A 17,937-nucleotide genomic window follows, 5' to 3' on the forward strand; every position below is an offset into this window, starting at 1 on the left:
TAAAACGTAGCTTTATATTTTCTAAAGAACCATTACGATGTTTAGCAATGATTACCTCACCTGTACCTTGTGTGGGCAGTCCATCTTCATCTTGTGTAATACCATAGTATTCTGGACGATACAAAAACATTACCATATCTGCATCTTGCTCAATACTACCAGATTCACGTAAATCCGAAAGTTGAGGCTTTTTATCACCTCCACGAGTTTCTACAGCTCTACTTAACTGAGAGAGTGCAATAACAGGGATATCTAATTCTTTAGCTATGTTTTTTAGTGAACGAGAGATATAAGCAATTTCTTGTTCACGATTTCCTTTTCCAGTATCGCCTCCTGACATGAGTTGAAGGTAGTCAATCATTAGCAACTGTATATTGTGTTGAGCTTTAAGTCTTCTTGCTTTGGCTCGTAGTTCCAATACAGAAAGGGCCGGTGTATCATCTATAAATATAGGTGCATCTGTCAGTTTAGGAATACGGTTGTGGAGATGTTTCCATTCACCTTCTGTCAGTAAACCTTTTTTGATTTTTTCACTTTCAATTTCAGCTTCAGCAGAAATAAGACGATTCACTAATTCTACAGCAGACATTTCTAAAGAGAAAATTGCAACAGGTTGTTGAAACTCAACAGCCGAATTTCGGGCTACAGAAATAATAAACGCACTTTTACCCATACCTGGGCGAGCTGCAATAATAATAAGATTAGATTTTTGAAATCCAGCTGTAACTCTATCTAAATCGGTGAAACCTGTAGGAACGCCTGTCAGACCATCTTTCTTATTTTTCTTTTCATCTAACTCTTTTAATGCTTTTCGCATCAAATCTGACATTTGCACATAATTTTTACGGATGTTTTGTTCTGAAACTCTGAACAACATTTGTTCAGCTGTATCCAACAAATCAAACACATCTGTAGTATCTTCGTAAGCCATTGTACCTAACTTACCAACAATTTCGATAATTGATCTCTTGATATATGCTTCTAAGACAATTCTAGCGTGGTATTCGATATTGGCAGCAGAGTTTACTTTGGAAGTGAGTTCTGCTAAATAATATGCTCCACCTGCTGTTTCGAGTTTGCCTAATTTTTGCAGTCGTTGTTTGACTGTAAGAATATCAACAGGTTGAGATTCTGCAAATAGTTCTAAAATAGCTTTGAATATATCTTGGTGTCGAGGATCATAGAAGCATTCTGTATGTAAAACATCTGCTACATCCATCATTGCATTCTTCTCCAGCATCAATGCTCCTAAAATAGCTTCTTCCAACTCTCTTGCTTGAGGCTGGACTTTCCCTAAAGTTTGTAGTGTATTGCTTAGTGGTTTTAATTTCTTACTACCTACGCCTATTCTGTTTTCATTTACTTCTTGTTCCATACGCCAAAATATCAATATTAAAAGAGTATCAAAGATACACTTTTTTATGGTATTTTGGACGGAAAAACTCAAATTTATTTGCTTAAAAAAACTTGATTATTGATTATCAAAATGTTCATTCAGCAATCTTTTTTGTAAGAGCTTCTGATAGTAATTTTGTTTTATTAATTGGCACAACTCCTTGATATTCACAGACTAAACCACCTGCTAAATTGGAAAGGTCTGCAACAAGCCTCAAAGGCAGGTTGAGGGCTACACACAAAGCGGCTACACTCACCACTGTATCGCCTGCACCTGAAACATCGGCAATGCTACGAAGATGTGCAGGAATATGATGTGTTTCTTTTTCAGAATAAATTAAAACTCCTTTTTCAGAAAGAGTGGTCATTACACATTGAGCATCTAAGGATTCTTGCAGTTTTTTTACTGCCTCAGTTATTTCCTCTATGTTATGATGATTGAAGTCTATTTTCAAGCCTTCTTTGAGTTCTTTGAGATTGGGTTTAAAGAGAGTTGCTTTTTTATAGAACAAAAAATTTCTTTTCTTGGGGTCTATGATGGTGGGGATATTTTTTTGATTAGCTAAATTGATAGTTCTTTCTATAAGTTCTTGATTGATAACACCTTTATCATAATCTTCAAAAATAACAGCTTGAACATCAGGCAGAAGTGTTTCTATTTTTTTCCAAAGGAGTTCTTGTTCTTCCTCATCAATAAGTTTATCCATTTCAGAATCTATACGAAGCAAATGCTGTGAAGAGGCTAATATTCTGTGTTTTACGGTAGTAATTCGGTGATTACTCTGTACAATTCCGATTCTGTTCAGTCCGTTTATTTCCATAAGCCTTAAAAGATTCTCTCCTTCTCCATCACTTCCTACCACCGAACATAATATAGGAGTAGCTCCTAAAGCTTGCACATTAAGGGCAACATTGGCTGCTCCACCAAGCCTTTGTTCTCGTTTTTGAACATTGACAATGGGTACAGGAGCTTCTGGCGAAATTCTATTCACATTTCCCCACAAATAAGAATCTATCATCACATCACCAATAATTAAAACCTTTAGGTCATTAAATTGGTGAAATATTTTTTCTAATTGTATCATTAATAGTACAAAGTATTGGGTACAGAGTATTTAGATTTTGAGAAAAGCAAAAAGCCTGCTTTTGGCAGGCAAAGTTATGCTTAATTTTGTATTCTGGAAATTTTTATTGGTTCGCTAAATATTCTGTAATGCCTCCCAATAAATTTCTAACATTTTCGTAACCTTGTGTTTTTAAGAATTCTTTTGCTCTTCCACTTCTTCCACCAGATTTACAGTGGATAATAATTTCTTCATTTTTCCATGGATCAATTTCTGAAAGGCGATTGGGCAGTTCCCCTAAAGGAATGAGCAATCCGTTTAGGTTTGCTTCATCAAATTCCCATTGCTCCCGAACATCTACAATGTGTAGGTTTTCACCTTTTTCGATACGTTCGCGTAGTTCTTGTGTTGTTATATCATTCATAAAACAAATTTTGATTTTTACTCAAAGATAAATATAAATTTAGATAGGTTATCAAATTTTTATTGGTGTTTTTTCGTAACTTTGTAGCTGATTAGCATTCTTTTATAATAGAAAAGATGCTATATATTCATTTTATACATCTTTTATTGATGAAAAAGACATCGAATTACCATTCTAAGAAAGAAGTTCAATCAGGAAGCAAATTTTCCAAAGATTCAACTAAAAAGAGTTTTGATAAGAAAAAATCCTCTGGCTTTAATAGTTCAGAAAACTCTTCGAAAGAGAATAAAAAAACATTTGTAAAATCGGAAAAGCCTACTTATAAAAAGTATAATTCAGAAAGTTCGGAAGATAGACCTAAAAAGACTTATAGCTCTAAAACTTCTGACTTCAAAAAGACTGACAAAAAGTTTGGAGGGAAAACTATTTATAAAAAGTATAACTCTGAAAGTTCAGAAGATAGACCTAAAAAAACCTATGGTTCTAAAACTTCTGATTTTAAGAAAACTGATAAGAAGTTTGGAGGAGAGAAAACTACTTATAAAAAGTATAACTCAGAGAGTTCAGAAGATAGACCTAAAAAGACTTATGGTTCTAAAACCTCTGATTTCAAGAAAACTGACAAAAAGTTTGGAGAAAAAACTACTTATAAAAAGTATAACTCAGAGAGTTCAGAAGATAGGCCCAAAAAGACTTATGGTTCTAAAACTTCTGATTTCAGAAAGACTGACAAAAAATTTGGAGAGAAAACTACTTATAAAAAGTATAACTCAGATAGTTCGGAAGATAGGCCTAAAAAGACTTATGGTTCTAAAACTTCTGATTTCAAGAAAACGGATAAGAAATTTACTTCTGAAGAAAAGCCTTTTTATAAAAAAGCAACAACTGAAAATTCAGAAGGTTATAGAACCTCTTATAAAAAGAAGTTTGAAGATAATAAAGGAGACTCTAAAGATGATGGTAAAGTTTTCAAAAAACAAAGTGGATTTAAGAGTAAAAACGAACGTTCTTCTTTTAAGGAAAAAAAGACTCCTACCTATAATATGAAATTCTATGATTCTAAATACAAAAAGGAAGTTAAAGAAGAGAAAGAGGCTGTTACAGATATTAGATTAAACAAGTTTATAGCAAATGCTGGTGTTTGCTCGAGAAGAGAAGCTGATGATTTAATTACTCAGGGTTTTGTAAAAGTAAATGGCAATACCATCACAGAAATGGGCTATCAAGTAAAACCCTCTGATAAAGTAAGTTATAAAGGCAAGCTTTTACAAAGAGAAAAATTGGTTTACATATTGTTAAATAAACCCAAAAATTGCATTACAACAACTGATGACCCTGAAGAACGCCACACAGTCATGGAAATTGTAAAAGATGCTTGTGAAGAAAGAGTGTATCCTGTAGGACGTTTGGATAGAAACACAACAGGGCTTTTATTATTGACTAATGATGGTGATTTGGCTAAAAAATTAGCTCATCCTTCTAGCAACATGAAGAAAATTTATCAAGTAGGTTTAGATAAGCCTATTTCAGAAACTGATTATTTGAAAATTCAAGAAGGTTTGGAATTAGAAGATGGGGTCATCAAGCCTGATGCCTTGGCATTATTGACTCCTGATACTTTAGGAATAGAACTACATAGTGGAAGAAACAGGATTGTACGTAGAATTTTTGAAAGTTTAGGTTACAGTGTTGAAAAACTTGACCGTACTGTGTATGCAGGACTTACCAAAAAAGATTTGCCAAGAGGTAAATGGCGTTTCTTAAATCAAAAAGAAGTTGTTTTGTTGAAGTTTTCTAAAATCAAAAAATCTCCTCAAAGATAATTGACTACACACGAAAAATATATGCAAAGAGCCATTCAGTTGGCTCTTTTAGGTTTAGGCAATGTTGCTCCCAATCCTATGGTGGGCTGTGTAATTGTTCACAATGATACCATTATTGGTGAAGGCTGGCATAAAGAGTATGGAAAAGCTCATGCAGAAGTCAATGCCATTGAGAGTGTTATAAATCAAGAGTTATTAAAAGAAAGCACCGTTTATGTAAGCCTTGAGCCTTGCTCCCATTATGGAAAAACGCCTCCTTGTGCAGATTTACTCATTACAAAACAAGTCAAAAAAGTAGTAGTAGCCAATCTTGATACAAACCCATTGGTTGCTGGCAAGGGGCTTGAAAAACTCAAAAATGCAGGAATAGAAATAGAAACAAGTATTCTTGAAAAAGAAGCAAGATTACTGAATAAGCGTTTTTTTACTTTTATGGAAAAACGCAGACCTTATATTTTGCTCAAATGGGCTGAAACCTCTGACGGCTTTGTTGCTCGAAAAAATTATGATTCAAAATGGATAAGTAATGAACATTCTCGAACACTTGTACATAAGTGGAGAACTGAGGAGCAAGCTATTATGGTTGGAACAAATACAGCTTTATATGATAACCCTCAATTAAATGTAAGAGATTGGTCTGGTAAAAATCCTATTAGAATAGTTATTGATAAAAACTTAAAATTACCTCATCATTTTTATTTATTTGACCAAACACAAAAAACTATTTGTTATAATTTGGTCAAAAATGAAGAAAATCATAATTTGGCTCTTGTTCGTTTGGATGCTGATAATTTTTTAGAGAATCTCCTACAAGATTTGTTTGAACGTAAAGTGCAATCAGTCTTGGTAGAAGGTGGAAGTTTTTTGATAAATAAATTCATCGAAAAAAATTATTGGGATGAAGCTCGTATTTTTGTAGCTTCCCAGACTTTTCAAGAAGGTATTGTAGCCCCCAGATTATGCAAAAAATCTTTTTATATAGAAGATATACAAGGAGATACACTCTTTTATTATTCCAATTTTTCTTAGTTTTTATGGGTGCTCATGCCCAAAAAACTTTGGATATTCAGCAAATATTAAAATTATCTGAATATGAATCTGTTGATGGGCAACAGTCTGAAAGAAAGGCTCAAATTAGTTTTTGGCAATATCGGTTACATTTATCTGGAAATAAACCCCGATTGTTGTTGAATGGAGAGCTTCCAAACCTAAGCCGAACCATTATCCCCGTAACACAAAATGATGGTTCTGAGACTTTTAGGGAAAGAAGTTTGGCTACTTCTCTTTTAGAACTTTCATTGGTTCAGAATATAGCTCCTACAGGTGGGACATTTTTTGCATCATCTCAAATCAATAGAATTGATATTTTTAGCAATCCTACTACTACTTCATATCTATCATATCCTGTTTTAGTCGGGTTTCGTCAGCCTATAGGTAGTTTTAATGCTCTAAAATGGGCAAATAAAATAGAGCCTTTTAAATATGAAGAATCTAAAAAGAAATTTTTAGAAGATTTGGAAATGAGTAAAGTGAAAGGTTTACAATTGTTTTTTAATTTACTTTATTCTCAAGAAAACATCGCAATAGCCAAAAGACAACTTATTAATGCAGATACTTTATTTCAATTAGCCAAGAAGAGATTAAACGTTGGAAAAATTACTGAAAATGAGTTTTTAAGGAATGAAATTAATTTTTTACAGGCAGAACAAGATAATCAACAAAGTATTGCAGAGTTTTTATTTGCTTTAAGACAATTTCAAACCTTTTTTTATTTTAAAGATTCTATTAAACTTATTAAACCACAAGCTCCTCCAAAAGTGGAGATTAATAAAGATGTCGCTATTGAACGTCTCAAACAAAATAGTACCAAAGCTTTACAAATACAAAGAAAGCTTTTGGAAGCTGATAGAGAACTTGCTCAAGCAAGAGCTAATGCAGGCCTGAAAATGGACATTACAGTTTCTTTCGGTCTTTCGAAAAGTTCTACAAGTTTAGCCAACCTATATAATAGACTACAAGATCAAGAAAGTGCTAGACTCACTTTTCAAGTACCCATTTTAGATTGGCAAAGAGGAAAATCTGAAATTAAGATTGCTACACTTAATAAGAAAAACATTGAAAGTCAGACAAATCAAGAAATACTTGATCTTGAAACAGAACTTATTAGACAAATTCATATTTGGGAGTTAGCTCAAAAACAACTGGCTATTGCCCAAAAAACACAAGAAAGTGCAGAAAAAAGTTATCAAATTACTTTTCAAGAATATTTAGGTGGCTTTACTGGATTAAGTGAACTTGATAAAGCCCTTGAAGCAAAAAATTTAGCTTCTCAAAATTATCTTCGTCAATTAGAATCTATTTGGATAGGCTATTATAAGATTCGTTTACTTTGTTTATACGATTTTGAAAAAAAAATATCGTTAGATTGAACGAAAATGTTTGCAACACTGTTGCTACTTTATTATATTTGCAACATTGTTGAATAACTACATGAGAATTCTTGAAAAACTAGGCATATCACTTTCCATGGCTTGTGCTGTACATTGTATGGCAATGCCTGTGGCATTGGCATTCTTACCAAGTTTAGGAAATTGGGTTACAGAAGAAATTGAGCTTTGTATTACATTATCTAGTCTATTCATCGCAATTTTTGTACTTGTTAAAGACATTCGATTACATAAGAATCTTTTGCCTATAGTTATCCTATTAGCTTCTTTCGCCATTATTTTATTAGGATTAATTACCTATAAAACTGTATTTCTAGATGTTTTAGGTATTTTAGGTATTCTTTCAGCCTATATATTAAATTGGTACAAACTCAGAAAAGCTAAGGCTTGTGCTTGTGCATAAGTTCTCTCTTCAGAAATATATTCTCAATAAAAAAGTATGCAAGCCGAATTTATTTTATTAAATTTGCCTTGCATACTTTCATTTTACCCTATTTTATAATGACTTTTTCTAATATTAAGTTAAAGCCAGAAGAAAGCATTGATTACCATATTAAGTTGACTTGGCATGCTATTTCCAGAATGTATAATGCTGAAGGTAATAAACATGGCATTTCTGCATCCATTGGATTTATTCTCCTAAATATAGATAATGAAGAGGGCACTCCTGCCACCAAAATTGCTCCACAATTTGGTTTAGAAGCTCGCAGTATTACAAGAACGCTCAAGAATATGGAAGATGATGGGCTAATTTATCGCAAGCAAGGTGAAATAGATAAACGTTTTGTACGAATATTTCTTACAGAGAAAGGTAAAGATAAAAAAGAGATTGCTCGTAGAGTTGTAAAGAAATTCAATGTTTTGATGTACGAAAATATTGAAGTAGAAAAACTTGATGTCTTCTTTGAAGTAATCAAGAAAGTGAACTTATTGATAGACGAAAAAAACAAATAATAAAACTATTCTTGTTAGGTTCATAAAATACAATCATATTTGTAATTCAATATTTTTTTTTCAGATATGATTGTATATAATGTAACTGTCAATATAGACCCTTCTATACACAAAGAGTGGCTCAATTGGATGCTTACCAAACATATTCCAGAAGTAATGGCTACTGGTTGTTTCTTAGAAAATAAAGTTTTAAGACTTATAAAAGAAACTGAAAATGAAGGCTATACGTATGCATTCCAGTATTTGTGTGAATCTCAAGCTAAATTGGAGGAATATCAAAAAAATTACGCTCCACAATTACAAAAAGACCATAGCACACGCTATAAAGACAAATTTGTGGCGTTTAGAACTGTCTTGGAAGTGATACAATAAATAATTATTAAAATTTATGGTTTTAGATATTACGCTATATCTTATAGCGTTTGTGGTTGTTATTCAGTTTTTTTATCATCTGTTTTTTCATATTCGTTTTTTATTTTATAAATCTAAAACTTCATTAGACTACGATTTTCAAAAACCTGTATCTATTATTATTGCTGCTAGAAATGAACTTGAGAATCTCAGGATATTATTGCCGCTTCTGCAAAAACAAAATTATCCAAAGTTTGAAATTATTATCGTAGATGATCGTTCTAATGATGGTAGTTTCGATTTTTTGTATGATGAACGTAATAAAGATTCTCGAATCAAAATTGTACGTATAGACCATACTCCTGAGCATATCAGCAATAAAAAATATGCTATCACATTGGGGGTAAAAGCTGCACAATACGACTATTTGCTCTTTACTGATGCAGATTGCTACCCTGAGTCATCCAATTGGATAGCTTGGATGACAACTGAGTTTGTAGATTCAAAAGATTTTGTATTAGGAGTTTCACCATATCTGAAACAAAAAGGTGTTCTCAACTGGATAATTCAGCACGAAACTTTTATTACTGCCATCCAATATCTTTCATATGCTTTTGCAAAAACACCTTATATGGGTGTAGGAAGAAATTTAGCTTATAAAAAAAATATTTTTATTGATAATAAAGGTTTCAATGATCACTTAAATATAGTAGGTGGTGATGATGATTTGTTTGTAAATCAATATAGTAATGCTAAAAATACTGCTATCTGTATTCAAAAAGAAGCTCATATATTTTCTTATCCTAAAACAACATGGAAAAGTTGGCTTGGTCAGAAAAATAGGCATTTGAGTGTTGGGAAGTTTTATAAAAAGAAACATCTTACATTATTAGGTTTACAAAACCTAACCCATGTATTATTTTGGATTTTAGTTCCCATTACAATTTTAGTTTCATTTTTGTATATTTCAGAATTTCAGTTAAAACACTATATATTGATTAGTTTTGCAGGGCTTCGTATTTTTTCTTGGTCTTGTTTACATTTTTTTGCTAGTAAAAAAATAAAATTCCAATCTTCTTGGTTATCTTGGTGGCTGTTTGATTGTGTATATGTTTTTTTTATTATAATTTTAGGCATAAAAGCATTCTTCAGCAAACCTGAACGATGGACATAGGAAATAACAAAGAATTTTCGCAAAAAGCTCGCTACGATTTTAAACTTGTAGAACTCGCCAAAAATGGTGATCAGAATGCTTTTGCCGAATTGATGAAACGATATAATAGATCTCTTTATCATACCATTCTTAAAATGATAAGAAATGTAGATGATGCAGAGGACTTAACTATTGAAGCTTTTGCTAAAGCATTTAAGAACTTAGATAAATTTAAAGAAGATTTTACTTTTAGTACTTGGCTCTTTAGAATTGCTACCAATAATTGTATTGATTTTATTCGAAAGAAAAAAATGAATACACTCAGCATAAGCAATATGTTTACAGGTGAGGGTGGTGAAGAAGTTGGATTAGACATTGCTGATGAATCGAATCCACAAGAAGAGGCTATTCGATCTCAAAAGATTGCCTTGATGCAAAATTTAGTAAGCAAATTACCAACTAAATACAGAAAGTTAGTAACAATGCGTTATTTTGAAGAGATGGCTTATCAGGAAATTGCACAAGAACTAGAATTGCCTATAGGAACTGTAAAAGCACAACTACACAGAGCAAGAGAATTGTTATATGATATGATTAAAAATCAAAAAGATCATATCTAAAATATACATTAAACATTAAACAACTAAATTAGAACAACGATTTATTGATAGTGAGCTATGAGTTCTAATAAAAAACATTTTGTAGAAGATAAACCAATTATTGGTATTACACTTGGGGATTACAATGGTATTGGTCCTGAAGTTATTTTAAAATCTCTTGCTGATAATAGGCTATTGGCATTTTGTACCCCTGTTATTTATGGTTCTTTAAAAATATTGAATAAATACAGACGGTTGTTAGGTATGGAAGATAGCTACTTTCAAGTTATTAAAGATGTAGAACAAGTCAGCTATAAAAAAATAAATCTTATCAATTGTATTGAAGATGCAGAAATAGCACCAGGGCAAGTTACTCCAGAAGCTGGAAAAGCTGCATTTGTATGCTTAGAAAGTTGTACCAAAGATTTATTAAGAGGAGCATTACATGCTGTAGTTACCGCCCCTATCAATAAATACAATATTCAAAATGAATTCTTCAACTTTGTAGGTCATACTGAGTACTTTACAGAAAATTTTAATGCTCCTAATACATTGATGTGTATGGTAAGCGGAAAATTGCGTGTAGCTTTACTTACTGGGCATTTGGCTCTCAAAGATGTAAGTGAGTCCATTACCAAAGAAAAATTACAAAATAAAATTTCTGTTTTGCAACAATCTCTTCAGAAAGATTTTGGTATACAAAAACCTAAAATTGCTGTATTAGGGCTCAATCCACATGCTGGTGAAGAGGGTTTGTTGGGTAACGAAGAAAAAGAAATTATTGAACCTGTTATAAAAGAGTTTAAAAAACAAGGACATTTGGTTTATGGTCCTTTTCCTGCTGATGGTTTTTTTGGTAGTAAGAAGTATTCTTCTTATGATGCCACTTTAGCAATGTACCACGATCAAGGTCTTACAGCATTCAAAACATTAGCATTTGAAGATGGTGTGAATTTTACAGCTGGACTACCTGTTGTTCGTACTTCACCAGATCATGGAACAGCTTACAATATTGCAGGAAAAAATTTAGCAGATGCCAGTTCTATGTTACAAGCAATTTATTTAGCTTGTGACGTAATTAAATATAGACAAACAAACTTATTAGCTTTACCATAATATTTTTTATAAGTTCTTTTGAGAATTCAAAATATATTACTAATTTTGCGTCCTTAATCTATTGAGTTGCTTTGGAAAGGTTAAATGAATATAAAGTAGGCATTGCAAAACTTCAAAATAAAGATTATTATTTTGAGTGGCAAGTGGGCAGAGAGTTCTTTATCTCTTTTGAAGAAACATTTGTAGAGAATGGTAGTTGCAAGGTAAAAATGACCTTAAGAAAGTCAGAAGCATTATTACATCTTATTTTTGATATTGAAGGTGTATTAGAGCTGACTTGCGATAGAAGTTTAGAAAAATTTGATTATCCATTTCATACTGAAGGCGTTCAAATTTTAAGATTCTCAGATCATTCGGAACAAATAACAGACGAAATGGAGTTAATTCCAAGAGGAATAGCTGAAATAAATGTATCTCAATATATTTATGAACTAATTAGCTTAGCTGTTCCTATGAAAAAGCTTCATCCTCGTTTTCAAGAAGAAAAAAATAGCAATGAAGAACTGACTCTAGTTTATACAAGTAATAAGAAAACCAAAGATCAGAATTCAGAAGAAACGACAGACCCTCGTTGGGAAGAACTTAAGAAAATTTTTAACAAATAATACTCTAATTACAATTAAATATTTACAACCATGGCACATCCTAAAAGGAAAATATCGAAGACTCGTAGGGATAAAAGAAGAACACATTACAAGGCTACTCCTAAGCCATTAGGCACTTGCCAAACTACTAACGAAGTTCATGTTTTACACAGAGCTTATGTAGTAGAAGGTAACTTGTACTATAATGGTAAATTAATGATTGAAGGTTACGAGAAAGTAAGCTAATTCATTCGAAAACAAAATTATCAACCTTATGAAAATAGCTCTGGACGCTATGGGTGGGGATTTTGCCCCAAAAGCTACCGTAGAAGGGGCAGTAATAGCTGCCAAAGAATTTTCATCAGATGTTCAAATTTTGCTGATAGGACAAGAGCCCGTTTTAGCTCCTCTTATCAGTTCTTATGGGAGTATTCCTAATATTCATATCATTCATGCAGATGAAGTGATAGAAATGGGAGAACACCCTACCAAAGCCTTACAACAAAAGCAGCGTTCAAGCATTGCTATTGGTTATCACTTGCTGAAAGAGGGAAAAGTTCAAGCTTTTTGCGGAGCAGGTAATACAGGAGCAATGCTTGTTGGTGCTTTATTTAGTGTAAAAACAATAGAAGGTATTTTAAGATCTCCTATTGTTAGTCATATTCCACAATTGGATGGCTCCACCAGTATTTTATTAGATGTTGGAGCTAATACAGATTGCAAGCCAGAAGTACTTCATCAGTTTGCTTCTTTAGGAAAAGTTTATGCAGAAAATGTCTTAGGCATTAAAAATCCAAGAATATCTCTCATGAATGTTGGTGAAGAAGAAGGAAAAGGAAACCTCCAAGCTCAAGCAACTTATACTTTACTTAAAAATGACCCTCTTCTTAATTTTGTAGGAAATGTAGAAGGCAGAGATGTATTTTTTAGCAAATCGGATGTGATGGTTTGTGATGGATTTGTAGGCAATGTAATTCTCAAAATGGCTGAATCTATCTATGATGTAGTAAAACATCAGAAAATACAAGATAATTTCCTAAATCAGCTTAATTATGAAGCCATTGGAGGAAGCCCCATCTTAGGTTTAAATGGTAATATTGTAATTGGTCATGGCATTTCTTCTGCATTGGCTATCAAAAATATGATTGAAATAGCTAAAAAAATGGCAGAAAGCAATCTACACGAAAAAATTAAACAATCTCTCCCACCAGTAACATCCCAAGGCTAATATGAGCAAATTGAGAGCTGCCATCACTGCTTTATCTACTTACAGTCCTGATTACGTCCTATCTAATGCAGAATTGGAAAAAATGGTAGATACCAACGACCAATGGATTTTAGAGCGTACAGGTATTAAAGAAAGACGAATTCTTAAGGGTGAAGGTTTGGGAACTTCTTACATGGGAGCTAAAGCTGTTCAGAGTCTTTTAGAGAAATCGAATACTCGTCCAGAAGAAATAGATTTATTAATTTGTGCAACAGCAACACCAGATTTTGTATTTCCATCAACAGCAAGCCTTATAGCTAATGAAGCAGGTATCAAAAATGCCTTTCATTATGATGTAATGGCTGCTTGCTCTGGCTTTATTTATGCTTTGCATACAGCATCTCAGTTTATAGAAACTGGTAAATATAAAAAAATTATTGTGGTAGGAGCAGATAAAATGTCCTCTATCATAGATTACACAGATAGGGCTACTTGTATTATTTTTGGAGATGGAGCTGGGGCCGTTTTACTTGAGCCAACAACAGAAGATTTAGGAATTGTGGACGCATGGATGCGTTCTGATGGAGCTGGATGGGTACATTTACACCAAAAGGCAGGAGGAAGCAGAAGACCACCTACTATTGAAACTGTACAGAATAGAGAGCATTATGTATATCAAGAAGGTGCTGTAGTATTCAAGCATGCTGTTCAAGGTATGGCTGAGGCATGTACACACATCATGAATAATAACGATTTAAAAGCTGAAGATATTCACTGGTTAGTTCCACATCAAGCAAATAAGAGAATTATAGATTCAACAGCTAGCAAAATGGGACTACCTGATGAAAAAGTAATGTTAAACATTGAAAAATATGGCAATACAACAAATGCTACAATTCCTTTGTGTTTAAAAGACTACGAAACCCAGCTAAAAAAAGGAGATAACTTAATTTTGGCTGCATTTGGGGGAGGATTTACTTGGGGAGCTATTTATCTTAAATGGGCTTATAATCCAAAATAACCATTTAAAATTTATTAGATTAAAAATTGACAACTACATTTTATAATAAAAAAACCTCAAGAATAATTTCTTGAGGTTTTTTTAATTTTTACAAAAACTTTATTAGTCTTTAATTACTTTGATACTTCCTATTTTGCCATCATTATTTACACGAAGAACATACAATCCTTTAGGCATACTTTCTAAATTAATAGCTTGTATATCAGAAGGGTTCTCATAAGAGTAGGTCTTCAATAAAGCTCCAACAGCATTATAAAGTTTCAATTCAATCTTGCCATTTAAGATTTTATCAAATGCGATATTGAATGAGCCTTCTGTAGGATTAGGATATACTTTTATGTATTTATCTAATTCATCATCTAACGCTGTTACATCTACACCTATACCAAAACGAGCATAGGAAGCAGCAGAATAACATTGTCCAACAGGATCAAAAGCTGCCCAAGTAAATGCATCTATTCCAGTGTAATCTTTATTTGGAACATATACAAGTTCTCCTAAATCTGAATAATTTATTTCTTCACCTGAATTTACAGTATTACCTGCAGCTTTGAGTACACCAAATTGAGGAGATGTTACAATTTTGATTTTAGGGAAATCTTTGTATTTGGTATCAGGCTCATCATTATATACATCTTTAAATTCTTGAGATAAGAATGTATAATTTTCATTTACAGCTATTTTATGACGAATTTCATCAATTTTAGCACAGAAATTATTACCTGCTCTTTCAAAGAATCTTACTCTTGCAGCACCTGCAAATTCTCCTACAAACATATCTAAATCTTCATCTCCATCTAAGTCCCCAAATTTTGGAGTACCAAAACGAGCAACTGTCATGCTAAAAGGAGAATCTGTGTCTGAAACTCTCTTATAAACACCTCCATCATTTAAGAAGTAATGAATTTTAGTATTAACAAAATCAGGTGTTACTGTAGTAGTTGGGTTTTCTAAATTATTAAACACTCCAAACACAAGATCTAAATCTCCATCTCCATCCATATCTACCAAATTAGGAGATACATATCTGTTACCCGTAGTAATACCTGTAAATATGCTGGCAAATGGATCTGCTGCTCCTGTAGCTAAAGAAAAGGATGTTCCACCATTTATAAACAATTTGAAGCCTGTGGCATCTCCTGCTAATAAGTCAAAATCACCATCATTATCTAAATCAACAATATCAAGTCCAGCAAAACCCACGATACTGATTCCATTAAATGGATTTGAAGCACCTGTAAGCTCAACGAAAGTGGTACCATTATTTTGATAGTACTTAGGTGTATTAGTATAGTAATCTTTAATTACTAAATCTTGGTCACCATCTCCATCCATATCCGCAAAGTCAGCAGCAGGTATGTAGTTTGCACCTGAAATTGTTGCAAAAGGACTACCAGTTGTTATTTCTTCAAAGGTATTATCTCCGTTACTTGAGAAGTAGCGAATTTCTCCATAGAAGTCTATTGTAATAAAATCTTGGTCGCCATCTTTGTCTATATCAGCAATAGCTGTAGATGACAGACGCTCCAATACCAAACTTGGAGGGTCATTTACCAAGAAGTCTGTTACTGCATTGATATCATTGGTTTTGGTAAAAACTCCACTACCATTATTCTTAGCATAAGGTAAAGTAGCTAAAAATTTATCCCCAATAATTGCATCTAAATCACCATCCCCATCCATGTCATTGAATGCAGGCGTTGGGCAATATTCATTTCCTCCAGTAAAACTCAGAGTTGGATGTAATACTCCATTAGCAAAAGTATTGTCACCATTATTTTTATATTCATATATACTGCCAAGCTTTTCGCCTACAAAAGCATCTAAATCACCATCATTATCTACATCAGCGAAGGTAAGTGAGCCATACCCATATCCAGAGGATATACTTACATTATTAAGAGGGTTTGCTGTACCTGTTCTTTCTATGAAAACGCCAGTATTCTCACCATCGTTTTCATAGTATTTAACGACAATTGTAGACTTATCAGGGTCACAACCAGAAACAAATAAATCTAAGTCGCCATCATTATCTACGTCTATCATTTCAGGTCTTGTACCACCAGCAGCGATATAAGAATAGAATTGTACATTTTTAAAAGGATTTGCATCTCCACTAAAGGCTACGAATTTACCATTTACATTCTTGAATAGTGTAACTAGGGCATATCCATCTACATATCCAGCTATCATGTCTAAATCACCATCGTTATCTACATCAGCAAATGATGGTGAAAAATAAGGATAACTAGATAGATCTAGGCCTTTAAAAGGACTTGCATCATTATCATTAGGAATTAATGTATATTTATCTTTTCCTGTTTCATCATCAACATTTTTTTGATAAAACAAGGCTCCTCCACTATATAAACCTAAAACAAGGTCTTTATCTCCATCATTATCTAAATCTACAAAAGTTGGATATACAGGTGATGATTGTTGTACATAATCTCCTTCTGGTAGACCTAACTCTCTTTGAAAATATTTATACTTATTTACAGGTAAATTTTGGGCTACTACACTATTATTGGGTAATGCTGTTAGCATTAATGAAAGAGTTCCCGCAGATACTGCCAATTTCAACTGTGTTTCGAGGCGTGTAATTTGGCTATACAGTTTGCGGAGACGTTGGACTAAGTCTCTACGCTTTTTATTAGATACACCATTCTGTACAGTTTTTTCAAAGCGTGCTTTAAACTTCTTGTATTTAGAGATGGTATTCTTATACTGTTGCGATAAATATTGTTTCATGTTTTTTCGCAATTATGGTTTATGATGAAAGTTTTTGTATCAAAGTCCTCACAAGTTATTTTTTTTTACTTGTTTTGCAAAACATTTTTTTCTTTTTTTTAACATCTACCAAATATTTACATAACTTTTTAATCTATGAACTATCAATATATTGTACACCGAGGTTTAACGACCAAGCAAGTGATAGAACGTTATGAAACCCATAGTTTTCCAAGTTTTAGACAAAAAAGTAATGTTAGAAACCTACAAGAACCTTTTTTTGTAATAGAAGTTAAACTTAATGAAATAATTGTTGGATTATCTATTGTGGAGTTTATGACTGACCAAAAGGTTCTTAAAGTATTATCATTAAAAGTTCACGAAGATTATCAGAGAAAAGGTATTGCATCTCAAATGCTTAAAGTTGCAGAACAAATAGCAAAGAATAATAGTGCATTTTATACCAATATAGTATTTCAAGATAACTGGAATAGCTTTAAAATAATGCCTAAGTTACTTGAAAAAACAGGTTGGGATAAACCTCAACACCGTTTGACATTAGCAAAACTTCATTATAATCAAGTGAAAGACTTACCTTGGTTTCAAATAAAAGATTATCCAGAAAATTTTACCGTTACAGATTGGAGTAATTTTACTTCTAATGATAAAGAATATATTTTATCTAAACAAAACTCAGACAATTGGTATCCAGAAATATTATCTCCTTTTCAGTTAGAAAATATTTTAATTAAAGAAGGCAGTTTACTTCTCAAATATAAAAGTGAAATAATAGGTTGGATTACTATACATCTTGTTTCTTCCAAGAGTATTCAAATTACCTCTTTCTTTATTGATAAAGAACACAGAAACACAAAAGCAAGTATTTGCTTAATTAGAGATGCCATAGAACGAGTCTATAAAAATGAAATAGCAGAGCAAGCAATTTTTATGTTTGAAGCATCTAACAAAACAATGCTTACACTTTCAAAAAAAATTGCAGGAGATAATAATACAGGAGCTTTTACAAAAGTTTGGGTGAGTCAAAAATTAATACAATAAATAAGAGTTT

At 32.6% G+C, this 17,937-nt stretch carries 18 protein-coding genes (1 of these 18 running past the window's edge); 14 read left to right on the forward strand and 4 right to left on the reverse strand.

Annotation, left to right across the window (positions count from 1 at the left end; all coding sequences use genetic code 11):
• The 3 genes from AD998_00030 to AD998_00040 all read right to left on the reverse strand — a co-directional run.
• Positions 1 to 1,375: the 5' portion of a replicative DNA helicase gene (locus AD998_00030; GenBank protein ID KOY87982.1), read on the reverse strand. Its footprint begins 233 nt before the window's first position; only the first 1,375 of its 1,608 coding nucleotides appear in the window; it begins with the start codon at positions 1,373 to 1,375; its stop codon lies beyond the left edge, outside the window.
• A gap of 115 nt (positions 1,376 to 1,490) precedes the next feature.
• A complete protein-coding gene (locus tag AD998_00035; protein ID KOY84752.1) occupies positions 1,491 to 2,480 on the reverse strand; it encodes a carbohydrate kinase in 990 nt (329 codons plus the stop codon).
• 103 nt (positions 2,481 to 2,583) lie between these two features.
• Positions 2,584 to 2,883 carry an NADH oxidase gene (locus AD998_00040; GenBank protein KOY84753.1) on the reverse strand — a complete coding sequence of 100 codons (300 nt, stop codon included), beginning with the start codon at positions 2,881 to 2,883 and terminating at the stop codon, positions 2,584 to 2,586.
• A 116-nt stretch (positions 2,884 to 2,999) separates the two neighbouring features.
• Here AD998_00040 and AD998_00045 point away from each other — a divergent pair, with 116 nt between their 5' ends.
• The 13 genes from AD998_00045 to AD998_00105 all read left to right on the forward strand — a co-directional run bounded on the left by AD998_00045 (position 3,000) and on the right by AD998_00105 (position 14,138).
• Positions 3,000 to 4,706, forward strand: a complete 1,707-nt coding sequence (locus AD998_00045) for a hypothetical protein (protein KOY84754.1) — start codon at positions 3,000 to 3,002, stop codon at positions 4,704 to 4,706.
• Between the two features lie 21 nt (positions 4,707 to 4,727).
• Positions 4,728 to 5,735 (forward strand): riboflavin biosynthesis protein RibD, encoded by a 1,008-nt coding sequence (locus AD998_00050; GenBank protein ID KOY84755.1) that lies wholly within the window; start codon positions 4,728 to 4,730, stop codon positions 5,733 to 5,735.
• Positions 5,666 to 7,135, forward strand: coding sequence for a hypothetical protein (locus tag AD998_00055; GenBank protein ID KOY84756.1), 1,470 nt, complete (start codon positions 5,666 to 5,668; stop codon positions 7,133 to 7,135). Before AD998_00050 ends, AD998_00055 begins: the two co-directional genes overlap by 70 nt.
• Before the next feature lie 61 nt (positions 7,136 to 7,196).
• Entirely contained in the window at positions 7,197 to 7,556 is a 360-nt protein-coding gene (locus AD998_00060) for a hypothetical protein (GenBank protein ID KOY84757.1), read from the forward strand.
• Positions 7,557 to 7,654: 98 nt separating this feature from the next.
• Positions 7,655 to 8,107: a MarR family transcriptional regulator gene (locus AD998_00065; protein ID KOY84758.1), complete on the forward strand. Its 453-nt coding sequence runs from the start codon at positions 7,655 to 7,657 to the stop codon at positions 8,105 to 8,107.
• A 66-nt stretch (positions 8,108 to 8,173) separates the two neighbouring features.
• A complete protein-coding gene (locus AD998_00070; GenBank protein ID KOY84759.1) occupies positions 8,174 to 8,479 on the forward strand; it encodes a hypothetical protein in 306 nt (101 codons plus the stop codon).
• A 16-nt stretch (positions 8,480 to 8,495) separates the two neighbouring features.
• A complete protein-coding gene (locus AD998_00075) occupies positions 8,496 to 9,632 on the forward strand; it encodes a hypothetical protein (GenBank protein ID KOY84760.1) in 1,137 nt (378 codons plus the stop codon).
• Entirely contained in the window at positions 9,623 to 10,231 is a 609-nt protein-coding gene (locus tag AD998_00080) for an RNA polymerase subunit sigma-24 (GenBank protein ID KOY84761.1), read from the forward strand. The genes AD998_00075 and AD998_00080 overlap by 10 nt, the downstream gene beginning before the upstream one ends.
• A 57-nt stretch (positions 10,232 to 10,288) precedes the next feature.
• On the forward strand, positions 10,289 to 11,326 hold the full coding sequence (locus tag AD998_00085) for a 4-hydroxythreonine-4-phosphate dehydrogenase (GenBank protein ID KOY84762.1): 1,038 nt from the start codon (positions 10,289 to 10,291) through the stop codon (positions 11,324 to 11,326).
• A 71-nt stretch (positions 11,327 to 11,397) separates the two neighbouring features.
• Complete coding sequence (locus AD998_00090) at positions 11,398 to 11,931, forward strand: hypothetical protein (protein KOY84763.1); 534 nt, start codon at positions 11,398 to 11,400, stop codon at positions 11,929 to 11,931.
• A 30-nt stretch (positions 11,932 to 11,961) separates the two neighbouring features.
• Entirely contained in the window at positions 11,962 to 12,156 is a 195-nt protein-coding gene (locus AD998_00095; protein KOY84764.1) for a 50S ribosomal protein L32, read from the forward strand.
• Between the two features lie 28 nt (positions 12,157 to 12,184).
• On the forward strand, positions 12,185 to 13,138 hold the full coding sequence (locus tag AD998_00100) for a phosphate acyltransferase (GenBank protein KOY84765.1): 954 nt from the start codon (positions 12,185 to 12,187) through the stop codon (positions 13,136 to 13,138).
• A 1-nt stretch (position 13,139) separates the two neighbouring features.
• Positions 13,140 to 14,138: a 3-oxoacyl-ACP synthase gene (locus tag AD998_00105; GenBank protein KOY84766.1), complete on the forward strand. Its 999-nt coding sequence runs from the start codon at positions 13,140 to 13,142 to the stop codon at positions 14,136 to 14,138.
• 102 nt (positions 14,139 to 14,240) lie between these two features.
• Here AD998_00105 and AD998_00110 read toward each other — a convergent pair whose 3' ends face one another.
• The gene (locus AD998_00110) at positions 14,241 to 16,889 is read right to left on the reverse strand and encodes a hypothetical protein (GenBank protein KOY84767.1); all 2,649 of its coding nucleotides are present in this window, start codon (positions 16,887 to 16,889) and stop codon (positions 14,241 to 14,243) included.
• A gap of 135 nt (positions 16,890 to 17,024) precedes the next feature.
• Here AD998_00110 and AD998_00115 point away from each other — a divergent pair, with 135 nt between their 5' ends.
• Entirely contained in the window at positions 17,025 to 17,927 is a 903-nt protein-coding gene (locus tag AD998_00115; GenBank protein ID KOY84768.1) for a hypothetical protein, read from the forward strand.
• The last annotated feature ends 10 nt before the right edge of the window (positions 17,928 to 17,937 follow it).

The organism is bacterium 336/3 (assembly GCA_001281695.1).
GTDB lineage: Bacteria > Bacteroidota > Bacteroidia > Cytophagales > Thermonemataceae > Raineya.

What these genes read in the sequence shown, in the direction of transcription:
- AD998_00115 (KOY84768.1), top strand. Translation starts at nt 17,025, where the DNA reads ATGAACTATCAATATATTGTACACCGAGGTTTAACGACCAAGCAAGTG.
- AD998_00055 (KOY84756.1), top strand. Translation starts at nt 5,666, where the DNA reads ATGCAAAAAATCTTTTTATATAGAAGATATACAAGGAGATACACTCTT.
- AD998_00040 (KOY84753.1), bottom strand. Translation starts at nt 2,883, where the DNA reads ATGAATGATATAACAACACAAGAACTACGCGAACGTATCGAAAAAGGT.
- AD998_00075 (KOY84760.1), top strand. Translation starts at nt 8,496, where the DNA reads ATGGTTTTAGATATTACGCTATATCTTATAGCGTTTGTGGTTGTTATT.
- AD998_00035 (KOY84752.1), bottom strand. Translation starts at nt 2,480, where the DNA reads ATGATACAATTAGAAAAAATATTTCACCAATTTAATGACCTAAAGGTT.
- AD998_00095 (KOY84764.1), top strand. Translation starts at nt 11,962, where the DNA reads ATGGCACATCCTAAAAGGAAAATATCGAAGACTCGTAGGGATAAAAGA.
- AD998_00060 (KOY84757.1), top strand. Translation starts at nt 7,197, where the DNA reads ATGAGAATTCTTGAAAAACTAGGCATATCACTTTCCATGGCTTGTGCT.
- AD998_00045 (KOY84754.1), top strand. Translation starts at nt 3,000, where the DNA reads ATGCTATATATTCATTTTATACATCTTTTATTGATGAAAAAGACATCG.
- AD998_00070 (KOY84759.1), top strand. Translation starts at nt 8,174, where the DNA reads ATGATTGTATATAATGTAACTGTCAATATAGACCCTTCTATACACAAA.
- AD998_00065 (KOY84758.1), top strand. Translation starts at nt 7,655, where the DNA reads ATGACTTTTTCTAATATTAAGTTAAAGCCAGAAGAAAGCATTGATTAC.
- AD998_00050 (KOY84755.1), top strand. Translation starts at nt 4,728, where the DNA reads ATGCAAAGAGCCATTCAGTTGGCTCTTTTAGGTTTAGGCAATGTTGCT.
- AD998_00110 (KOY84767.1), bottom strand. Translation starts at nt 16,889, where the DNA reads ATGAAACAATATTTATCGCAACAGTATAAGAATACCATCTCTAAATAC.
- AD998_00105 (KOY84766.1), top strand. Translation starts at nt 13,140, where the DNA reads ATGAGCAAATTGAGAGCTGCCATCACTGCTTTATCTACTTACAGTCCT.
- AD998_00085 (KOY84762.1), top strand. Translation starts at nt 10,289, where the DNA reads ATGAGTTCTAATAAAAAACATTTTGTAGAAGATAAACCAATTATTGGT.
- AD998_00080 (KOY84761.1), top strand. Translation starts at nt 9,623, where the DNA reads ATGGACATAGGAAATAACAAAGAATTTTCGCAAAAAGCTCGCTACGAT.
- AD998_00100 (KOY84765.1), top strand. Translation starts at nt 12,185, where the DNA reads ATGAAAATAGCTCTGGACGCTATGGGTGGGGATTTTGCCCCAAAAGCT.